16 protein-coding genes are annotated in these 18,816 nt (G+C 74.2%); 13 read left to right on the forward strand and 3 right to left on the reverse strand.

Going from position 1 to position 18,816, the window contains the following annotated elements:
- The first annotated feature begins 36 nt into the window (after positions 1-36).
- From SZN_RS09730 to SZN_RS09780, 11 genes are all read left to right on the forward strand, one after another.
- Positions 37-267, forward strand: coding sequence for a hypothetical protein (locus SZN_RS09730; RefSeq protein ID WP_007493787.1), 231 nt, complete (start codon positions 37-39; stop codon positions 265-267).
- Entirely contained in the window at positions 267-2,552 is a 2,286-nt protein-coding gene (locus SZN_RS09735) for a heavy metal translocating P-type ATPase (RefSeq protein WP_007493788.1), read from the forward strand. The genes SZN_RS09730 and SZN_RS09735 overlap by 1 nt, the downstream gene beginning before the upstream one ends.
- Positions 2,549-3,091: a copper chaperone PCu(A)C gene (locus tag SZN_RS09740; protein WP_007493789.1), complete on the forward strand. Its 543-nt coding sequence runs from the start codon at positions 2,549-2,551 to the stop codon at positions 3,089-3,091. The genes SZN_RS09735 and SZN_RS09740 overlap by 4 nt, the downstream gene beginning before the upstream one ends.
- Positions 3,092-3,246: 155 nt before the next feature.
- Positions 3,247-3,987 carry a hypothetical protein gene (locus SZN_RS09745; protein WP_043729559.1) on the forward strand — a complete coding sequence of 247 codons (741 nt, stop codon included), beginning with the start codon at positions 3,247-3,249 and terminating at the stop codon, positions 3,985-3,987.
- Between the two features lie 215 nt (positions 3,988-4,202).
- Positions 4,203-4,895 carry a sigma-70 family RNA polymerase sigma factor gene (locus SZN_RS09750; RefSeq protein WP_007493791.1) on the forward strand — a complete coding sequence of 231 codons (693 nt, stop codon included), beginning with the start codon at positions 4,203-4,205 and terminating at the stop codon, positions 4,893-4,895.
- Positions 4,896-5,009: 114 nt separating this feature from the next.
- Positions 5,010-6,083, forward strand: a complete 1,074-nt coding sequence (locus tag SZN_RS09755; protein ID WP_106432632.1) for an ABC transporter substrate-binding protein — start codon at positions 5,010-5,012, stop codon at positions 6,081-6,083.
- An 8-nt stretch (positions 6,084-6,091) separates the two neighbouring features.
- Complete coding sequence (locus SZN_RS09760) at positions 6,092-7,174, forward strand: FecCD family ABC transporter permease (protein ID WP_050815038.1); 1,083 nt, start codon at positions 6,092-6,094, stop codon at positions 7,172-7,174.
- On the forward strand, positions 7,171-7,989 hold the full coding sequence (locus tag SZN_RS09765) for an ABC transporter ATP-binding protein (protein WP_007493794.1): 819 nt from the start codon (positions 7,171-7,173) through the stop codon (positions 7,987-7,989). The genes SZN_RS09760 and SZN_RS09765 overlap by 4 nt, the downstream gene beginning before the upstream one ends.
- 18 nt (positions 7,990-8,007) lie before the next feature.
- Positions 8,008-9,834, forward strand: coding sequence for an asparagine synthase (glutamine-hydrolyzing) (gene asnB, locus SZN_RS09770; protein ID WP_007493795.1), 1,827 nt, complete (start codon positions 8,008-8,010; stop codon positions 9,832-9,834).
- 15 nt (positions 9,835-9,849) lie between these two features.
- On the forward strand, positions 9,850-11,094 hold the full coding sequence (locus tag SZN_RS09775) for a cytochrome P450 family protein (RefSeq protein ID WP_007493796.1): 1,245 nt from the start codon (positions 9,850-9,852) through the stop codon (positions 11,092-11,094).
- A gap of 90 nt (positions 11,095-11,184) precedes the next feature.
- On the forward strand, positions 11,185-12,120 hold the full coding sequence (locus tag SZN_RS09780; protein WP_007493797.1) for an L-tyrosine/L-tryptophan isonitrile synthase family protein: 936 nt from the start codon (positions 11,185-11,187) through the stop codon (positions 12,118-12,120).
- Here the strand turns inward: SZN_RS09780 and SZN_RS09785 are convergent, their stop codons facing one another.
- From SZN_RS09785 to SZN_RS09795, 3 genes are read right to left on the reverse strand one after another with little or no spacing between them, the layout of a single operon-like run.
- Positions 12,121-13,143: an ABC transporter substrate-binding protein gene (locus SZN_RS09785; protein ID WP_007493798.1), complete on the reverse strand. Its 1,023-nt coding sequence runs from the start codon at positions 13,141-13,143 to the stop codon at positions 12,121-12,123. It abuts the gene before it with no gap.
- An 11-nt stretch (positions 13,144-13,154) separates the two neighbouring features.
- Positions 13,155-13,919, reverse strand: coding sequence for an ABC transporter ATP-binding protein (locus SZN_RS09790; protein WP_043729590.1), 765 nt, complete (start codon positions 13,917-13,919; stop codon positions 13,155-13,157).
- A gap of 2 nt (positions 13,920-13,921) precedes the next feature.
- Entirely contained in the window at positions 13,922-15,001 is a 1,080-nt protein-coding gene (locus tag SZN_RS09795; protein ID WP_007493801.1) for a FecCD family ABC transporter permease, read from the reverse strand.
- Positions 15,002-15,529: 528 nt separating this feature from the next.
- On the opposite strand from SZN_RS09795, the gene SZN_RS09800 reads away from it, so the two are divergent.
- On the forward strand, positions 15,530-16,927 hold the full coding sequence (locus SZN_RS09800) for an FAD-binding oxidoreductase (RefSeq protein ID WP_007493803.1): 1,398 nt from the start codon (positions 15,530-15,532) through the stop codon (positions 16,925-16,927).
- 215 nt (positions 16,928-17,142) lie between these two features.
- Positions 17,143-18,624, forward strand: coding sequence for an MFS transporter (locus SZN_RS09805; protein ID WP_007493804.1), 1,482 nt, complete (start codon positions 17,143-17,145; stop codon positions 18,622-18,624).
- The last annotated feature ends 192 nt before the right edge of the window (positions 18,625-18,816 follow it).

Raw genomic sequence — 18,816 nt, forward strand, 5'->3', positions numbered from 1 at the left:
GACTCCTGTGACAGAAAGTGCTTCAGGAGGCCGGTGATGAAACAACCCCAGCAGTCCGCTCCCGGGGCGGGTGCGGCGGTGCGCAGGCTCGCGCCGCCACCCGCCCTCTGCGGGTTCCTGCTGCTGCTCGTACTCGTCTTCACGGCGTCGTACGCCGTCGGAGCCACCGCCGGGCCCGTCGCGCCCGGCATGTACGGCACGGGAGCCGACGACGGCGGCGGGCTCGACAAGAGCAAGATGCGGATGCGGCACGGGGGCGGCGGCTGATGGCGACCGAACCGGCACCCCTGATGACCGTCACCGACGTGAGCGTCGGCGGCATGACCTGCGCCGCCTGTGTGCGGCGGGTGGAGAAGAAGCTCGCCAGGCTGGAAGGCGTGAGCGCGACCGTCAACCTCGCCACCGGGCAGGCCAGGGTGAGCCATCCGCCCCGGATCAGCCCCGAGGACCTGGTGGCGGCCGTCGAGCAGGCCGGGTACACCGCCGCGCTGCCCGAGCCCCCCGCGGCGTCCCCGCCCGCGGACGAGGAGGCGGCCGAGGACGCCCGCCCGGACCGCACCCGACTGCTCGTGACCGCGCTGCTGGCGACCCCGGTGCTGCTCCTGTCGATGGTGCCCGCCTGGCAGTTCCGCAACTGGCAGTGGCTGTGCTTCGTCCTCGCGACGCCCGTCGCCGTGTGGAGTGCCTGGCCCTTCCACACCCGGGCGCTGCGCGGGCTGCGGCACTCCACGGCCACGATGGACACGCTGGTGTCGCTCGGCGTGATCGCGTCCTTCGCCTGGTCGACCTACGCCCTGTTCCTCGGCGGGGCGGGCACGCCCGGCATGACCATGCCGTTCAGCCTGCTCCCCTCGGCGTCGGACGGCGTCGCCCACGTGTATCTCGAAGCGGCCGTCGGCGTACCGCTGTTCGTGCTGGCCGGGCGCTTCCTGGAGGCCCGCGCACGCCACGGCACCGGAGCGGCGCTGCGCTCGCTGGCCCGGCTCGCCGCGAAGGAGGTGGCCGTACGCGACGACGACGGCACCGAACGCCTGGTGCCGATCGAGGAGTTGACCGTCGGGCGGACCTTCGCCGTGCGCCCCGGCGAGCGCGTCGCGACCGACGGCCAGGTGGTGGAGGGCAATTCAGCCGTCGATCTGTCACTGGTCACCGGCGAGAGCGAACCGATCGAGGTCGGCCCCGGCTCCGCGGTGGTCGGCGGAGCCGTCAACGAGGGCGGACTCCTGCTCGTCCGCGCCACCGCCGTGGGCGCCGACACCCAACTCGCCCGCATCACACAGCTGGTGACGGAGGCTCAGGCGGGCAAGGCGCGTGCGCAGCGGCTCGCGGACTCCGTTGCCGGGGTGTTCGTCCCCGTCGTGCTGGCCCTGGCCGTCACGGTGCTCGGCTTCTGGCTCGGGGCCGGCGCCGACCCCCAGGCGGCGATCACCGCGTGCGTCGCCGTGCTGGTCGTGGCCTGCCCGTGCGCCCTGGGCCTGGCCACGCCGACGGCGCTGATGGCCGCCACCGGACGCGGTGCCCAACTCGGTGTCCTGGTGCGCGGCCCGCAGGCCCTCGAAGGGCTCCACCACATCGACACCGTCGTGCTGGACAAGACCGGCACCCTCACCACCGGGCACATGAGCGTCGCCCGGGTCACCGCCGTGCCCGGCGGCCCCGGCAAGGACGCCGTGCTGCGTCTGGCCGGTGCCGTGGAACAGGGCTCGGAGCACCCGCTCGGCCGCGCGATCACCGCCCACGCCCGCAGGGTCCTCGCGGAGCAGGGGCCGCTGCCCGAGGTGCGGGACTTCCACGCCGAGCCGGGCCGGGGCGTGCGCGGGCGGGTCGAGGGCCGGCTGGTCGAAGTCCTCGCGCCCGACGAGGAGTTGCCCGCGGCCCTGGCGGACGCCCTGCCGGTCGCGGAGGCCGCCGCGCGCACGCCGGTCCTCGTGCGCGTCGACGGCGAGGCGCAGGCGCTGATCGAGGTCGGGGACGTGGTGCGGCCCGGCAGCTACCGGGCCGTGGAGCGGCTGCGCCGGCTCGGAGTGCACCCCGTGCTCGCCACCGGCGACCGCGAGGCACCGGCCCGCGCCGTCGCCGACGCGCTCGGCATCGAGGAGGTGCACGCGCGCCGCACCCCCGAGGACAAGGCGCGCCTCGTCGAGGAGTTGCGCGAGCGGGGGCGCCGGGTCGCGGTCGTCGGGGACGGCGTCAACGACGCGGCGGCGCTCGCCGGTGCCGACCTCGGCATCGCCATGGGCACCGGCACGGACGTCGCCATCGGTGCCGCGGACGTGACCCTGGTCCGCGGCGACATCGAGGCCCTCGTGGACGCCGTACGGCTCGCCCGGCGCAGCCTGGGCACCATTCGCGCCAATCTGTGGTGGGCCTTCGGCTACAACGCCGTCACCGTCCCGCTCGCCATGGTCGGACTGCTCAATCCGATGGTCGCCGCCGTGGCCATGTCGGTCAGCTCGCTGCTCGTCGTGGGCAACAGCCTGCGGCTGCGGGCCTGGCAGCCCCGCCCCGCCCGCGCCCGCCGCCGGCCCGCAGTCCCGGGAGGACTCCGATGACCCCCGCCTCCGACGCCCCTGCCCCCGACGGCCGTTCCTGGCGTTTCAGCCGGCGCCGGGCCGCCGAGGGCTTCCGGGCCGCGCTCGCGCCGATCGCCGCGTGCAGTGTCGCCCTGGGCGGCCTGACCACCTGGGTGAGCACGGGCAACGCCGGCAGCCCCGCCCGTATCGAGGTCGGCGACGGACGCGTCCTGCTGCCGTACGGGGACGTCCGCGACACCGCCGCGTTCTTCCGGATCACCAATTCGGGCGGGGCCGAGGACCGGCTCCTGAAGGTGACCTCGCCCGCCGTGGCGGGCGGCACCGTGCTCAGCCGCCACCGGATGATCAACAAGACGGCCGCCGCCTCGGGGGCGGTGGACTCGGCACCGATCCCGGCCCGGACCGTGGTCGCCATGTCCCCGTTCGGGCTCGATGTGACGATGCGCGCGGGGCGGGGCTGGGAGGAGGGCACCTACGTGCCGTTCACGCTGTACTTCGAGCGTTCCGGGCGGATCGAGGTGCAGGCACGGGTCGTCCGTCCCGGCACCGGCGCGTGACACGCGCGGTCCCACAGGAAGTCGGACGGGCGGCACGCGTGGTTCCCTGACGTCGATGTGTCCTGTATCACTCTTCTGGGCTTGAGTAGGGGACGGGGGTGTCGCGCGTACCCCTCCATGACGAGCAGGCCCAGGATGCGAGGATGAGGGCCGTCATGACAGTTGGGTGGAGTGTGCGCGCGATACGGGCCGCGGTGTTCGCGTCCGTCTGCGTCGTGCTGGCCGCGCTCGGCCACGTCCTGATGTCCGGCGCCGGCGTCCCGTGGTGGTCGCTCGCGGTCGGCCTCCTCGCCACCGGCGGGGCCGGCTGGTGCCTGGCGGGCCGGGAGCGCGGACTGCTCCTCATCGTCTCCGTCGTCGTCGCCGCCCAGGGCGGGCTGCACGGGGTCTTCGAACTCGCGCAGCCCTCGGGGAACTCCGGACAGGACATGGGCGCCATGCCCGGCGGCGCCGACCCCATGGGCATGAGCTCCATGGGTGGTGCCCACATGGGTGCTGGCACCATGGCCTCCGGCACCATGGGCTCCGGCACCATGGGCTCCGGCACCATGGGTGCGGGAACCATGGGGTCGGACCCCACAGGCTCGGGCGCCATGGGTGGCATGAGCCACGACATGGCCGGCATGTCGTCGTTCGGCATGTTGGCCGCACACACCCTCGCGGCGCTGCTGTGCGGCCTGTGGCTGGCCCACGGCGAACGGGCCGCGTTCCGCATCCTGCGGGCCGTGGCGGGCTGGCTGGCCGCACCGCTGAACCTCCCCCTGGCCCCGCCCGCGCCGGCGCACCCCCCGCGGCCCGTGCCGCGCCGCGCCCGCTCCGAACGGGCGCCGCGGCTGCTGCCGCTCGTCCACACGATCACCTCAAGGGGACCCCCGGCCGGGACCGCTGTCGTCTGAGACAGCCGGTATCCCGAGGCACCACGGCACGCCTGTCGATCCGTCGACGCGGGCCCGCCCCGGGTCCGCGGCCGCACCTGCCGTGCGGCCGTGTCCCGCACCCCGGAACCCCTCCGGTGGCCGCGGCACCCACGCCCGCACCCGCCCCTCACCGGGCGGCCCTGCCGCCGTACCCGCCGCCGCACCGGAGTCCGGTCTACCCGAGAAGGACTCAGGTGATCACTCCTGCCCCGCCCTCCCCGCACGCGAGCCGCGTGCGGCACGCCACGGGGGACGGCACTTCCCCGGCGGCCCGGTGCGACGAGTCGACGACCGCGTGGGCGCTGGCCGCACGCGGCGGCGACCCCGAGGCCGCCGACCGCTTCGTCCGCTCGCTGCACCGCGACGTCGTCCGGTACGTCGCGCACCTCTCCGCCGACCCGCAGGCCGCCGACGACCTCGCCCAGGACACCTTCCTGCGCGCGCTCGGCAGCCTGCACCGGTTCGAGGGCCGCTCCTCGGCGCGCGCGTGGCTGCTGTCCATCGCGCGCCGCGCGGTGATCGACAGCCACCGCTACGCCGCGGCCCGGCCGCGGCTGTGCGACACCGACGACTGGACGCTCGTGGCGGAACGCGCCCAGCCGGCCGGCCTGCCCGGCTTCGACGACGGCGTCGCCCTGCTCGACCTGCTGGACGCGCTGCCCGCCGAGCGCCGTGAGGCGTTCGTGCTGACGCAGCTGGCCGGGCTGCCGTACGCGGAGGCGGCCGCCCTGTGCGACTGCCCCGTGGGGACGGTCCGCTCCCGGGTGGCCCGCGCCCGCGCGGCTCTCGTCGAGCTGCTCGCGGCGGCCGAGGCGGGCGCGGACACGGTGGCCGTGACCGTGCCGGAGCCGCTCGCCGTCCCCGAGCCGGTCCCCGTCGCGGCGTGAGCCGTGGCCCGGTGTCGGTCACCACCTCCGGGAACTGACACCGGGTCCGCCCCGACTACTGGACCGGGCGGCGCTGATCCGCCCCGCGCATCCAGTGGATCCAGGGGAGTTGCAATGCGTTCTCGTATGGGGCGGGCCACGGCCGCCGTGACGCTCGGCGGCCTGTTGGCGGCGGGCTGCGGCGGCGGGGGCGACGGCGGTACGTCCGGTGCCGCGGCCGCCGGCAAGGACGGCGCGGCGGGCTACCCGGTCACCGTCACCGACTGCAAGGGCGCCCGCACCACCTTCACCTCGGCCCCGAAGAACATCGTCACCAGCAACGCCTCCAGCCTCGAACTGCTGCTGCGGCTCGGCGCCGACGACCTGGTGATGGGCACCGGGTTCCCGCCCGGCAAGGGCGCCTTCCCGGGCGGACTCGACGCACGCGCCCAGCGCGTGAAGGTGCTCGGCAAGGCCGTCATCCCCAAGGAGAAGCTCCTCGGCTCCGGCGCCGACCTGTACATCGACAGCTTCGCCTCCATGAACATGGCGGGCATGGGGGAGTCGCCGTCCGAGGCGGAGTTCAAGGCCGCGGGCATCAAGCACACCTTCCTGAAGTCCACCGCCTGCGCCGCGGCGAAGAAGCAGCCCCTGACCGACCTGTCCGCCGTCCAGGACGACGTCACCACCCTCGGCGCGATCACCGGCAGGCGCGCGAAGGCCGAGGAACTCGTCACCGCGATGCGCACCAAGGTGGACGCGGTGCGCAAGGCGGTCGGCGCCACCCCCGAGGCCGAGCGGCCCACGTACTTCTTCTTCGACTACGACGCCGGCACCAAGCAGCCCATCGCCTTCTGCAACCGCCAGATCGCCAACGCGGTCATCACCCTCGCGGGCGCACGCAACGTCTTCGCCGACTGCGACGGCGACTACCGGCCGGTCGGCTGGGAGGACGTGATCGCGAAGAACCCGGACTGGATCCAGCTCGGCGTGCGCAACCGGGGCGACAAGGCCGCCAACGACAAGGCGTTCGACGAGGCGCGGCGGTGGCTGGAGACCAACGCCGCCACCAAGGGCCTCAAGGCCGTCAAGGAAGGCCGATTCCTGCGCATCGGCTCCGAGCGGACCACCATCGGCGGGGTCTCCAACGCCGACACCGTCGAGGAGATCGCGAAGACGCTGTACCCGGGCAGGATCGGCCGGCCGTGACCGACACCCTGCCGGCCCGCGAGGACACCCGCGGCCGTGAGGGCGACGCCCCGGGGCCGCGCACGCGGTCCGTGCCCGCCGGGCCGCTCGCGCTGGCCCTCGCCGCGGCCCTGCTCGCCGCCCTCACGGTCGCCGTGTCCCGGGGCTCCACCGCCATCCCGGCCGGGGAGGTGTGGGGCGTGGTGCTGCGCCGCCTGTCCGGCGAGGCGCCCCGCCCCGGCACCGACGACCTGATCGTCTGGCAACTGCGTCTCCCGCGCGCCCTGCTGGCCGCCCTCGTCGGCGCCGGGCTCGGCCTGTGCGGCACCGCCATGCAGGCCCTGGTGCGCAACCCGCTCGCCGACCCCTACTTCCTCGGCATCTCCAACGGCGCCTCGCTCGGCGCGGTCGCCGCGATCGTCCTCGGCCTCGGCACCGGCGGCGCCCTCGGACTCGGGCTCTCCGGCGCCGCGTTCGCGGGGGCCCTCGCCACCTTCGCGCTGGTGTGGACCGTGGCCCGGCGCCGCGAGGGCTTCGCGCCCCTGCGGCTGGTGCTCGCCGGCGTGGCCATCGGACAGTTCCTGTCCGGCTTCACCAGCTACCTCGTGCTCCAGGCCGGAGACGAGCAGCAGACCCGCAGCGTGCTCTTCTGGCTCATGGGCAGCCTGAGCGGCGCCAGTTGGCCGCTGCTCGCCGCGCCCGCCGTCGCCGTGCCCGGCGCGCTGCTGTGGCTGCTGGCCCGCGCCCGCGGCCTCAACGCGCTCACCATGGGCGACGAGACGGCGGCCGGACTGGGCGTGGACGCGAGCCGCCTGCGCCGGGAACTCTTCACCCTCACCAGCCTGTTGACCGGCGTCCTCGTCGCCGTCTCCGGCGCGATCGCGTTCGTCGCGCTCATGGTGCCGCACGCCTGCCGGCTGGTCGTCGGCGGCGACCACCGCCGACTGCTGCCCCTGTCCGCCCTGTTCGGGGCGCTCCTGCTGGTCGTCGTCGACATCGCCTGCCGTACGGCCATGGACACCCAGGAGCTGCCCGTCGGCGTCGTCACCTCGCTGATCGGGGCACCGGCCCTGCTGTATCTGCTGGACCGGCGCCCGGGGAGCGTGCGATGAGGATCGACATCGAGGACCTGCACGTCGCCTACGCCGGCCGTACGGTCGTCGCGGGCGCCCGGCTGATCGCGGCCGACGGCGAGATCACGGGACTCGTCGGCCCCAACGGCAGCGGCAAGTCCACCCTGCTGCGCACCGTCTACCGCCACCTCACACCGCACGCCGGACGGGTCCTGCTGTCCGGCACCGACCTGCGCCGGCTGGCACCCGCCCAGGCGGCCCGGCACGTCGCCGCGCTGCCCCAGGAGCGGGGCGGCGACTTCGAACTCAGCGTCCACGAGGTCGTCGCCATGGGCCGTACGCCCTACAAGCGGGCCTTCGCCGGGGAGGACGCCACCGACCGGGAGATCGTCGCCCGCGCCCTCGCCGACGTCGGCATGACCCACCACACCGGGCGCCGCTTCAGCGAACTGTCCGGCGGCGAACGCCAACGCGTCCTGCTGGCCCGCGCCTTCGCCCAGCAGCCCGACGTCCTCGTCCTGGACGAACCCACCAACCACCTCGACATCCGCCACCAGGTCGAACTGCTCGCCCTGCTGCGCGCAGCCCGCCGTACCACCCTCGTGTCGCTGCACGACCTCAACGCCGCCGCCTCCGTGTGCGACCGGCTGCACGTCCTGCACGACGGCCGGGTGATCGCCTCCGGACCACCCCGCCAGGTGCTGCGCCCCGACCTGCTGGCCGAGGTGTTCGGCGTCCGGGCGACCGTCGTGGACCACCCCCTCACCGGCGATCCGCTGATCGCCTTCGACCACCGGCGCCCCGCCGGCGGACCGGTCCCGGAGCCCGGCCCCCGCGACCACGTCCCCACCTGAACGACCCAGGAGCCTTCCATGTGCGGAATCACCGGCTGGGTGTCCTTCCACAGCGACGCCCGCACCCGGACCCCGGCCATCGAGGCCATGACCGCGAGCCTCGCCCCGCGCGGACCGGACGCGGGCGGTGTCTGGCTCGGGGAGCACGCGGCGATCGGCCACCGCCGGCTCGCCGTCCTCGACCCCGAGGGCGGCACGCAGCCGATGACCGACCGGCCGCACGCGCCGACCGCCGTGCTCACCTACAGCGGCGAGATCTACAACCACCACGAACTGCGGGCCCGGCTGCGCGCCCTCGGGCACCGCTTCGAGACCCGCAGCGACACCGAGGTCGTGCTGCGCGCCCACGCCGAGTGGGGCGAGGACGCCGCCGAGCACCTGGAGGGCATGTTCGCCTTCGCCGTCTGGGACGAGCGCGCCCAGCGGCTGCTCCTCGTCCGCGACCGGCTCGGCGTCAAACCCCTGTTCTGGGCGGCCGTCGACGGCGGACTCGCCTTCGCCTCCGAGCCCAAGGCCCTCTTCGCCCACCCCGAGATACGGCCCCGGGTCGACGCGGACGGCCTGCGCGAGGCGTACAGCCTGCTGTTCAACACCGGGCCGACGATCTGGTCCGGAGTGCGGGAGGTGGAGCCGGGCGCCGTGCTCGTCCTGGACCGCGGCGGCATCCGCGAACGGCGCTACTGGCAGTTGGAGGCGGGACGCCACCGCGACGACCGGGACGCCACCGTGGACCGCGTCGGCGCGCTCGTCGGCTCCGCCGCCCGCGGACAGCTGGAGGCCGACGTCCCCCTGTGCGCCCTGCTGTCCGGCGGCATCGACTCCAGCGTCCTGGTCGCCCTGCTCGCCGACGAACTCCGGCTGCGCGAGGGCCCGGACGCCCGGCTGCGCACCTACGCCGTCGACTACAGCGACCAGGCCGAGCACTTCACCGGCGACGTCCTGCGCACCGGCCACGACACCCCGTACGCCGCCGAGGCCGGCGCGTTCGTCGGCACCGACCACAGCACGGTCGTCCTCGACCCCCTCGCGCTGCTCGACCCGGAGCACCGCAGGGCCGTCGTCGCCGCCCGCGACTCGCCCATCGGCGTGGGCGACATGGACACCTCGCTGTACCTGCTGTTCGGGCGGATCAGGGAGCACTCCGCCGTCGCCCTGTCCGGCGAGGCGGCCGACGAGGTCTTCGGCGGCTACCCCTGGTTCCACGACCCCGAGGCCCTGGGCGCCGACACCTTCCCCTGGCTGCTGGTCACCGGCGACGAGGCCGCCATGCCGCTGCACCCCGAACTCGACCTGCACATCGGGGAGTTCCGCGCCGACACCTACCGCAGCGCGCTCGCGGCCGTGCCCCACCTCGACGACGAGAGCCCCGGCGAGCACCGCGGGCGCGAGATGCAGCACCTGTCGCTGACCCGCTGGCTGCGCCAACTGCTGCACCGCAAGGACCGGTTGAGCATGGCGCACGGTCTGGAGGTCCGCGTCCCGTACTGCGACCACCGGCTCGTCGAGTACGCCTTCGACGCGCCCTGGGCGCTGAAGAGCTTCGACGGCCGCGAGAAGAGCCTGCTGCGCGCCGCCGGAACCGGGCTCGTGCCCGAGTCGGTGCTGCACCGCCCGAAGAACCACTACCCGGCCACCCACCACCCCGACTACAACCGCGGCCTGCAGAACCTCGCCCGCGACGCCCTGGCCGTCGAGCAGGTCCGCGCGCTGGCGGACGAGACCCGCCTCAAGCCCTGCCTCGACACCCCGCCCGAGCAGCTTCGCTGGGGGCACCGCCTGCGCCTCGAACGCGTCGTCGACCTCGCCCTGTGGCTCGACCACCACAAGCCCGAACTCGCCCTCTGAGGAGCGCCACCGCCCATGACCGCGCAGGAACCGCAGCCGCTCACCGACCCGGTGCCGCTGATGGGCTGCCCCTACAAGGCCGACCCCTATCCGCTGTACGAGCGGATGCGCGACGCGGGTCCCGTCCACCGCGTCCTCTTCCCGAGCGGGGTCCGCGCCTGGCTCGTGACCGGCTACGACGCCGCCCACGCCGCCCTCAACGACGACCGGCTCGGCAAGAACCACGACCGGGGCAACGACCGCTGGCGCGCCCGCGCCTCGATCATGCCCGAGCCCCAGCACTCCCAGCTCCAGGTGCATCTGCTCCACCAGGACCCGCCCCGGCACACCCGGATGCGCGGCCAGGTCACGGACGCCTTCGCGCCGCGCCGCGTCGACGCGCTGCTGCCCCGCTTCCAGGTCCTCGCGGACCGGCTGGTCGACGCGCTGCCGGACACCGGGCCCGCCGACCTCGTCGCCGGGTTCGCCGCGCACTTCCCCTTCCAGGTCCTCGCCGAAGTCATCGGCCTGCCGCCCGAGTTGTCCGCCCGCTTCGACCGCGACTGGGGCAAGGTCGTCCAGCCGGTCGGACCGGCGGACCCCGGGCGGGCCCGCTACGAGGCGCGGCTGCACGGACTCCAGAGCTACATCGCCGACGTCGTCGCCCACAAGCGGCGCCAGGGGGACGTGGACCTCCTCGGCCGGCTCACGGCGGCCTGCGACCAGGGCGAACTGACGCCCGAGGAACGGGACTCCATGATCTTCCAGTTGCTGGTGGCGGGCCAGGAACCGGTCACCAACCAGATCACGACCGCCCTCGTCGCCCTCTTCCGCAACCCCCGCCAGCTCGCCCGGCTGCGCGAGGACCCCGCCCTGCTGCCCCGGGCGGTCGAGGAACTCCTGCGCCACGACAGCGCCTTCGAGCTGACGACCTGGCGCTTCTTCGACCGGGACAGCGACCTGCACGGCACGCCCGTACCGGCAGGCGACTCCGTGATCGTCTCCCTGTGCGCGGCCAACCGCGACCCGCGCCGCTTCCCCGACCCCGACACCCTCGACCTCGACCGCAGCCCCAACCCCCATCTCGCCTTCGGCCACGGCATCCACTTCTGCCCCGGCGCCGCCCTCGCCCGAGCCGAACTGCGCATCGCCCTCGGCACGTTGCTCACGCGCCTGCCCGGCCTGCGTCTCGCGGTCGGGGACGACGACCTCGCGTGGATCCCCGCCGTCCTCGGCCGCGGCACCCGCGAACTCCCCGTCGCCTACGACCGCCGCCGCTGACTGCCCGCCCCGCCCCCACCCCGAGCCACGCGGCGCCCGCGCCCGGCGCACAGCCGCGGCGCCCCGCCGCCATGCCCGTACGGAGCCCCCATGCCGCCGACGACCGCATCCGACACCCGTGCCACGAGCCGTACCAGCGCCGCCGTCCTGGACATCCTGCTGCCCCACCACCGCACCACCGACCGCACCCCCGGCGCACCCGGGGCGTTCGGCCACCAACTGCACGGCATCGACGCGTTCGTGCGGGCGGGTGAGCCCGTGGTGTTCACCCTGCCCGGGTTCCCCTGCAAGTCGCCCAACCCCGCGAAGGTCCTCGGGCACCTGCCGGACCAGGGCGAACGCCTCTCCCTGCGCTTCCTCGACACCCTGTGCGCGGACATCCGGCGCGTCCACCCGCCCGGCGCCCGGGTCGTCATCTGCTCCGACGGCCATGTCTTCGGCGACCTGATCCGCGTCCCCGACGAGCACATCGACGCCTACGCCGACGAACTGCGCGTACTCATAGGACGGTCGGGGGCGCGGCACCTGTCCGTCTTCGACCTGCGCGACGTCCTCGGCGACCTCCCGCACGACGCCAAACGCGCCCATGTCCACGACCGCCACGCCCCCGCCCTGGACGCCCTGCGCGCGGAGGTCCGCGACGACGCCGCCACCCTCGCCCTGTACCGGGGCATCACCCGCTTCCTGGTCGAGGACACCGCGGACTTCACCGGCACCCGCTCCGCGCTCCAACGCGCGTGCCGCAGCCGCGCGTACGGTGTCATCCAGCGCAGCCGGGCCTGGGGCGCGCTCATCGCCGAGCAGCACCCCGGCGCCGTACGCCTGTCGATCCACCCCCAGCCGGCCGGCGCCCCCAAGTTCGGCATCCGGCTCCTGGACGGCCCCGACGCCTGGACCACGCCCTGGCACTCGGCCGCCCTGCGCGAGCCCGACGGCGGCTGGACCCTCATGCCCCGGGCACGGGCCGAACAGCTCGGCCGCCTCGTCACGCGCGACGGCAGACCGAGCCACTTCGAGCGCTGCTGATCAGCGCCCGCCGGCCACCGTGCGCACATAGGCGCCGAGGCGGGCGACGGCCGACGCGTTGCGCGGGCTCTCGACCAGGTCGGCGTAGTCGAGCACGAAGATCCGCTTGTTCCTGACCGCGGACACCTTGCGCAGCGCCGGATAGGACAGCAGGAACGCCCGCTTCTGCCCGGCGCTCACGTCGCCGTAGTCGACGATCACGATGATCTCCGGATCGCGCTCGACGACGCTCTCCCAACCCACCGCAGTCCAGGAGTCCTTGAGGTCGCGCATGATGTTCACGCCGCCCGCCGCGCTGATGATCTGCTCGGGGGCGGCGTAGCGGCCCGAGGTGAGCGGCTGCTCCTGCCCGCTGTCGTAGAGGAACACCCTCGGCCGGTCCGCGCCCCGGGGCGCCTTCGCCACTACGGCGGCGATCCGCTCCCTGAACCCGGCGACCAGCGCGGCGGCCCGCTCCTGGACGCCGAACAGCTTCCCGAGGTTGGTGAGATCGGTGTAGAGCGCCTCCAGCGGCGGCATGATGCCGCGGGCGTCGCCCGCCCGGCCGTTGCGGCAGGACTCGGTGAGGACGTACGACGCGATGCCGAGCTTCTTCAGCGCCTCGGGTGTGAAGCCGCCCTCCTCCCGGAAGCCGTAGTTCCAGCCGGCGAAGACCATGTCGGCGCGGGCGTCGAGGACGTTCTCCCTCGTCAGCTGGCCCTTCGACAGCCACTTCACCTTGTCGTAGCCGGCCTTCCACGGCACGTTGCGCAGATCGCCCTTGTCCTCGGGCATCGCGAACCCGGCCATGCGGTCCTCCAGACCGAGGGCGAACATCAGCTCGGTGATGCCGACGTCGTTGGTGACCACGCGCTCGGGGACCTTGTCGAAGGTGACCTTCCGGCCGCAGTTGGTGAGGGTCACCGCGGCGTTCTTCGCGGCGGCCGTGGACGAGGCCCCGGCGGGCGGCTCGACCTCGGCGCCGCAGCCGGAGAGGGCGAGAACCGAGGCGAGGCACAGGGCGGTGACGCGGAACGTGCGCATGGACGGGGTCCTTACGTGGGCGGGAGCAGATCGAACAGCAGCTGGACGGCGCCCGTCTCCGGGTGCCGCACGGGATGCGCGCGCACCCCGAACACCTCGGCCAGCAGCGCCGGTCGCAGGACGTCGTGCGGGGCGCCGCCGGCCACCACCCGCCCGTCGGCGACGACGTACAGCACATCGCAGTGCGCGGCGGCCAGATTCAGGTCGTGCAGGGCGGCCAGCACGGTCAGGCCGCTGGAGCGCACCAGGGACAGCACGTCCAACTGGTGCGCGATGTCGAGGTGGTTGGTGGGCTCGTCCAGGACGAGCACCCGCGGCTGCTGGGCGAGCGCCCGTGCGATGAGCACGCGCTGCCTCTCCCCGCCGGACAGCGTCAGGAACCCGCGGTCCGCCAGGTGCGCGACGCCCGTGCGGTCCATGGCCGCCGCGCAGATCTCCCGGTCGGCCGCCGCCGAGCGTTCCCGGTGCGGCAGCCGCCCCATCGCCACCACCTCACCGACGGTGAAGTCGAACTCGGCCGACGACTCCTGCGGCAGCGCCGCCAGCACCCGGGCCGTCGCCCGCGGCGTCATCGTTCGTACGTCCTCGCCGTCCAGCCGTACCACGCCGCCGTCCGGCCGCAGCGCCCGGTACACGCACCGCAGCAGGGTGGACTTGCCGCTGCCGTTCGGCCCGACCAGGCCGACGAACGCCCCGCTGTCCACGGCGAGCCGCATGCCGTCGACCAGCCGTGCCCCGGCCGCCTCCACCGTCACGCCCTCGATGTCCAGCCGCACGGTCACCGCCCCCCGAACGCGTAGCCGCCGCGCCGCATCAGCAGCAGGAAGGCGGGCACCCCCACCACCGCGGTGATCACCCCGACGGGCAGTTCGACGGGCGCGAGCACGAGCCGGGACAGCAGGTCAGCCCACACCAGCAGCACGGCCCCGGCGAGCGGCGCCACCGCCAGCACCCGGCGGTGATCGGCCCCCACCAGCATCCGCGCGACATGAGGCACCATCAGCCCGACGAACCCGATCGCCCCGCTGACCGCCACCACCGTCCCGGTCACCGCGGCCGTCACCAGGAACAGCTCCCGCCGCAGCACCGACGGCCGGACCCCCAGCGCGGCCGACGTCTCGTCGCCCATCGCGAGCGCGTTGAGCGCCTCGGACCGGCGGCGCAGCCACCCCCACCCGGCCAGCACGGCCGCCCCGGCCAGCGGCACCTGCGCCCACGTCGCGCCCCCGAGGCTGCCCAGCAGCCACATCATCGCCGTGCGCGCCGCCTCGCCCCGGGACGCGCCGAACACCATCACGGTGGTGAGCGCCTGGAAGCCGTACGCCAGTGCCGTCCCCGTCAGGATCAGCCGCAGCGGGGTCAGCCCGTGCGGCGAGCGGGCCATCGCGTACACCAGCGCCGTCGCCGCGAGCGCCGACGCGAAGGCGGACAGGGACAGCGCCCACACCCCGAGTCCCGCGAACACCCCCAGCAGGATCACCGCGTTGGCGCCGACCGCGGCGCCGGAGGAGATGCCGAGCACGAACGGATCGGCGAGCGCGTTGCGCACCATCGCCTGCACGGCCACCCCGACGGCCGCCAGTCCCGCGCCGGCCACGGCGCCCAGCACGGCGCGCGGCAGCCGGATCTCCCAGACGATCGTGTAGGCCGCCACGTCGCGGGCTTCGATGCTCCCGCCGGTCAGGCCCGCCCACAGCAGCCGCAGGACCTCGCCCCAGCCGATCCCGGCGGCGCCCAGCCCCACACCGCAGACCAGCGACACCAGCAGCAGCAGTCCGAGGCCGACGGCGAGCGGTCCGACCGGCAGGCGCGCCGACCCCGGGCGCGCGGTCGGTGTCCGTGGCGGGCTTCGGTGCACGGGCGGGCGGTCCTTCACCTGGGGCCGCCGTCGGACCGGACGGGAGAGACAGCCCAGGACCGCGTGCGGTCGCGGGTCCCCTCTCGCAGTCCGCGGCGAGCAGTCAACGGGTCGCTGCCACCACGGGCGATCGGGCTCACGCGACGGACCGGACGGGCCGCGCGCACACCGTTGCGGGTCAGCGCCGGACTCTCACCGGACTTCCCCCGCGGGAGGCTCCGGGAGCGTAGCAAACGCAGTTGTGCGGCCACGGGGCGGGGCACCCGGCGGGCGCGGGAGGGGACCGGCGGGCGCGGGAGGGGACCGGCGGGCGCGGGAGGGGACCGGCGGGCGCGGCCGCCCGCCGACCGACGTGCGCCCGTGCGGGGACGGGTGAAGACTGGGAGCAGGCGGGACCGGTGCGTCCCGCCCCCGAAGAGACGCGATCGACACGCGGTGCGACCGGATCACCGCACCACGCCCCCGCGACCCGCCCGGACGTCAGGCGCCGTGACCGGCGGTCCACCGTCGCACAGAGGGGTCCCGATCATGGGCGGCATCAGCGGTACGGCACTGGAAGGTCTGCGCGAAGGGCTGCGGGGGCCCGTCATCACCGAGCAGGACCCGGGCTACGACGACGCCCGCAGCATCTACAACGCCATGATCGACCGGCGTCCTGCGGCCATCGCCCGCTGCGCCGACGTCGCCGACGTGCGGACCGTCCTCTCCGTCGCGCGGGACAGCGGGGTCGAACTCGCCGTGCGCGGCGGCGGGCACAGCGGACCCGGCCTGTGCATGGTCGACGACGCGCTCGTGCTCGACCTGTCGGCCCTGCGCGGTGTGCGCGTGGACCCGGCCGCGCGCACCGCCGAGGTCGCCGGCGGCGCCCAGCTCGGCGACCTGGACCACGCGGCCCACACGTTCGGCCTCGGCGTACCGGCCGGCATCATCTCGATGACCGGCGTGGGCGGGCTCACCCTCGGCGGCGGCCACGGCTATCTGACCCGCGCCTTCGGCCTCACCGCCGACAGCCTGCTCTCCGCCGACGTGGTCCTCGCCGACGGCACCTTCGTCACCGCCTCCGCGGACGAACACCCCGACCTGTTCTGGGCGCTGCGGGGCGGCGGCGGGAACTTCGGCGTCGTCACCTCGTTCACCTTCCGGCTGCACCCGGTGGACACCGTCGGGGTCGCGGTCACGGTGTGGTCCGTCGACCGCACGCCCGAAGTCCTGCGCTGGTACCGGGAGTTCCTGCCCGCCGCACCCCGCGACCTGTACGGCTTCTTCACCCTCCTCGAAATCCCGCCCGGCCCGCCCTTCCCGCAGGAGATCCACGGGCGGAAGATGTGCGGCGTCGTCTGGTGCGCCACCGGCGGCCTCGCGGGCGAGGGCCTGGAACGGGCCCTCGAAGTCGTCGGCGATCCCGCGCCGCCCGCCTTCCACTTCACCACGCCCCTGCCCTACCCGGCGCTCCAGAGCATGTTCGACGCGCTGATCCCCAAGGGCTACCAGTGGTACTGGCGCGGCGACTTCTTCGACCGGATCACCGACGGCGCGATCGACGTGCACCACGAGTACGGCGAGAAGCTGCCCACCCCGCTCTCCCTGATGCACCTGTACCCGGTGGACGCCGCCGCCCACGACGCCGGACCGGACGACACGGCCTGGGCCTACCGCGACGCCGTGTGGTCCGGGGTGATCGCGGGCATCGACCCGGACCCCGCCAACGCCGACGCGATACGGCGGTGGACCGTCGACTACTGGACGGACCTGCACCCGCACTCCATGGGCGGCTCGTACATCAACTTCATCGGCGAGGGGGAGAGCCCGGACCGGGTCCGCTCCACCTACCGCGGCCACTACGACCGGCTCGCCGCCGCCAAGCGGACCTACGACCCGGACAACTTCTTCCACGCCAACCAGAACATCGCCCCCGCCACCGGCTGACCGCCCCGCCGGCGGATCGTCCGCACAGGTCAGCACCCCGGACCCGTGATCGACTGGAGGGCCGTACGGCACCGGCGTACGGTCGAATGGTGGCGGACGCACCAGCCACCCAACCCCCGCCACGGCGCGATGCGATGAGCGAAACCGAGCCGACCCCCGAAGCACGGGCGACGACCCCGCGAGAGGCGCGGGGTGAGGACGGCCGCGGCAACGGCATGGCGCTGCTGGTCATCGCCTCCTGCCAGCTCATGGTGGTGCTCGACATCACCATCGTGAACATCGCCCTGCCGGAGATCCAGCGCGCGCTGGACTTCTCCACGACCAGCCTGTCGTGGGTCGTCAACGCCTACACCCTCACCTTCGGCGGGCTCCTGCTCCTGGGCGGCAGGATGGGCGACATCCTGGGCCGGCGGCGCGTGTTCGTCTTCGGCGTGCTGCTGTTCGCGCTCGCCTCACTCCTCGGCGGGCTGTCCCAGAACTCCTGGCAACTCCTCGCCGCCCGCGCCCTCCAGGGAGTCGGCGGCGCCATCGCCTCACCGACCTCCCTCGCCCTCATCAGCACGACCTTCCGCGAAGGCCCGGCACGCAACCGGGCGTTCGGGGTGTTCGCCGCCGTCTCGGCCGGCGGCGGCGCCATCGGTCTGCTGGCGGGCGGCATGCTGGTCGAATGGCTCAACTGGCGCTGGGTGCTCTTCGTCAACGTGCCCATCGGCCTGCTGATCGCGCTCGCCACCCCGCGCTGGATCCGCGAGTCCGAACGCCGCCCCGGACACTTCGACATCGCGGGCGCCCTCGCCTCCACCATCGGCATGGTGCTGCTCGTGTACGGGTTCATCAGGGCCGCGCAGGAAGGCTGGCGCGACCCGTTCACGCTCGCCTCGTTCGGCGCCGCCGTCCTGTTCCTCGCGCTGTTCGTGCTGATCGAGCGGCGTTCCCGGCAGCCGATCACCCCGCTGCACATGTTCGCCGACCGCAACCGCGCGGGCACCTACGGCATCATGCTCAGCCTCGCCGCCGCGATCTTCGGCATGTTCTTCTTCCTCACCCTCTTCGTGCAGGACGTGCTGGACTTCAGCCCCCTCCAGGCCGGACTGGCCTTCCTGCCGGTGAGCGCCGTCATCGCGGTCGGCGCCGGCCTGGCCTCCCAACTCCTGCCGAAGTACGGGCCGAAGCCCTTCATGGTGACGGGCGCGATCCTGGCCGCGGGGGGCCTCGCCTGGCTGACGCTGACCGACGTCGACTCCACCTACGCGGGCAGCATCCTCGGGCCGATGCTGGTCTTCAGCCTGGGCATGGGCATGGAGTTCGTGTCCCTGACGCTGATGGCGCTGTCCAACGTGCCCGTCCAGGAGACCGGCGCCGCCTCCGGACTGCTCAACGCCACCCAGCAGGTGGGCGGTTCCCTCGGACTGTCCATCCTCGTCACGATGTTCGGCACGGCCAGCAACAACGAGGCGGGCAGACAGATCCCCGCCTTCCTCTCCCAGGCGACCCCGGGGGAACGGCTGCGCTTCCAGCGCACCGGGCAGCTGCCGGCGCAGTACGCCGACCAGATCCTGGCCGCGGGAGTCTCCGCCGCCTTCGTCACGGCCGCGATCTTCACCGCCGTCGCCGCGGTGATCGCCCTCCTCGTGATCCAGGTCCGCCCCTCGGACCTGGAACGCCTCCAGGGCGGCGGCGCGGTCCCGGGGCCCTGAGAGCGCTCAGGCACGGACCGAGCTGGGGACCGGCCAGCCGATCGCGCGCCGGCGCCCACCGGCCGGCCCGCCCGGACCCCGTTGAGCGGGACGCGCCCCGACGCGCCTACGCCTCGGCCCCGTTCGGGAGTCCGGGGAGCGGCGGCACCGGGGCGACGCGATGGCTGAGGCTCGCGCCGAAGGCCGCCTGTC

This window comes from Streptomyces zinciresistens K42 (assembly GCF_000225525.1).
Taxonomy (GTDB): domain Bacteria; phylum Actinomycetota; class Actinomycetes; order Streptomycetales; family Streptomycetaceae; genus Streptomyces; species Streptomyces zinciresistens.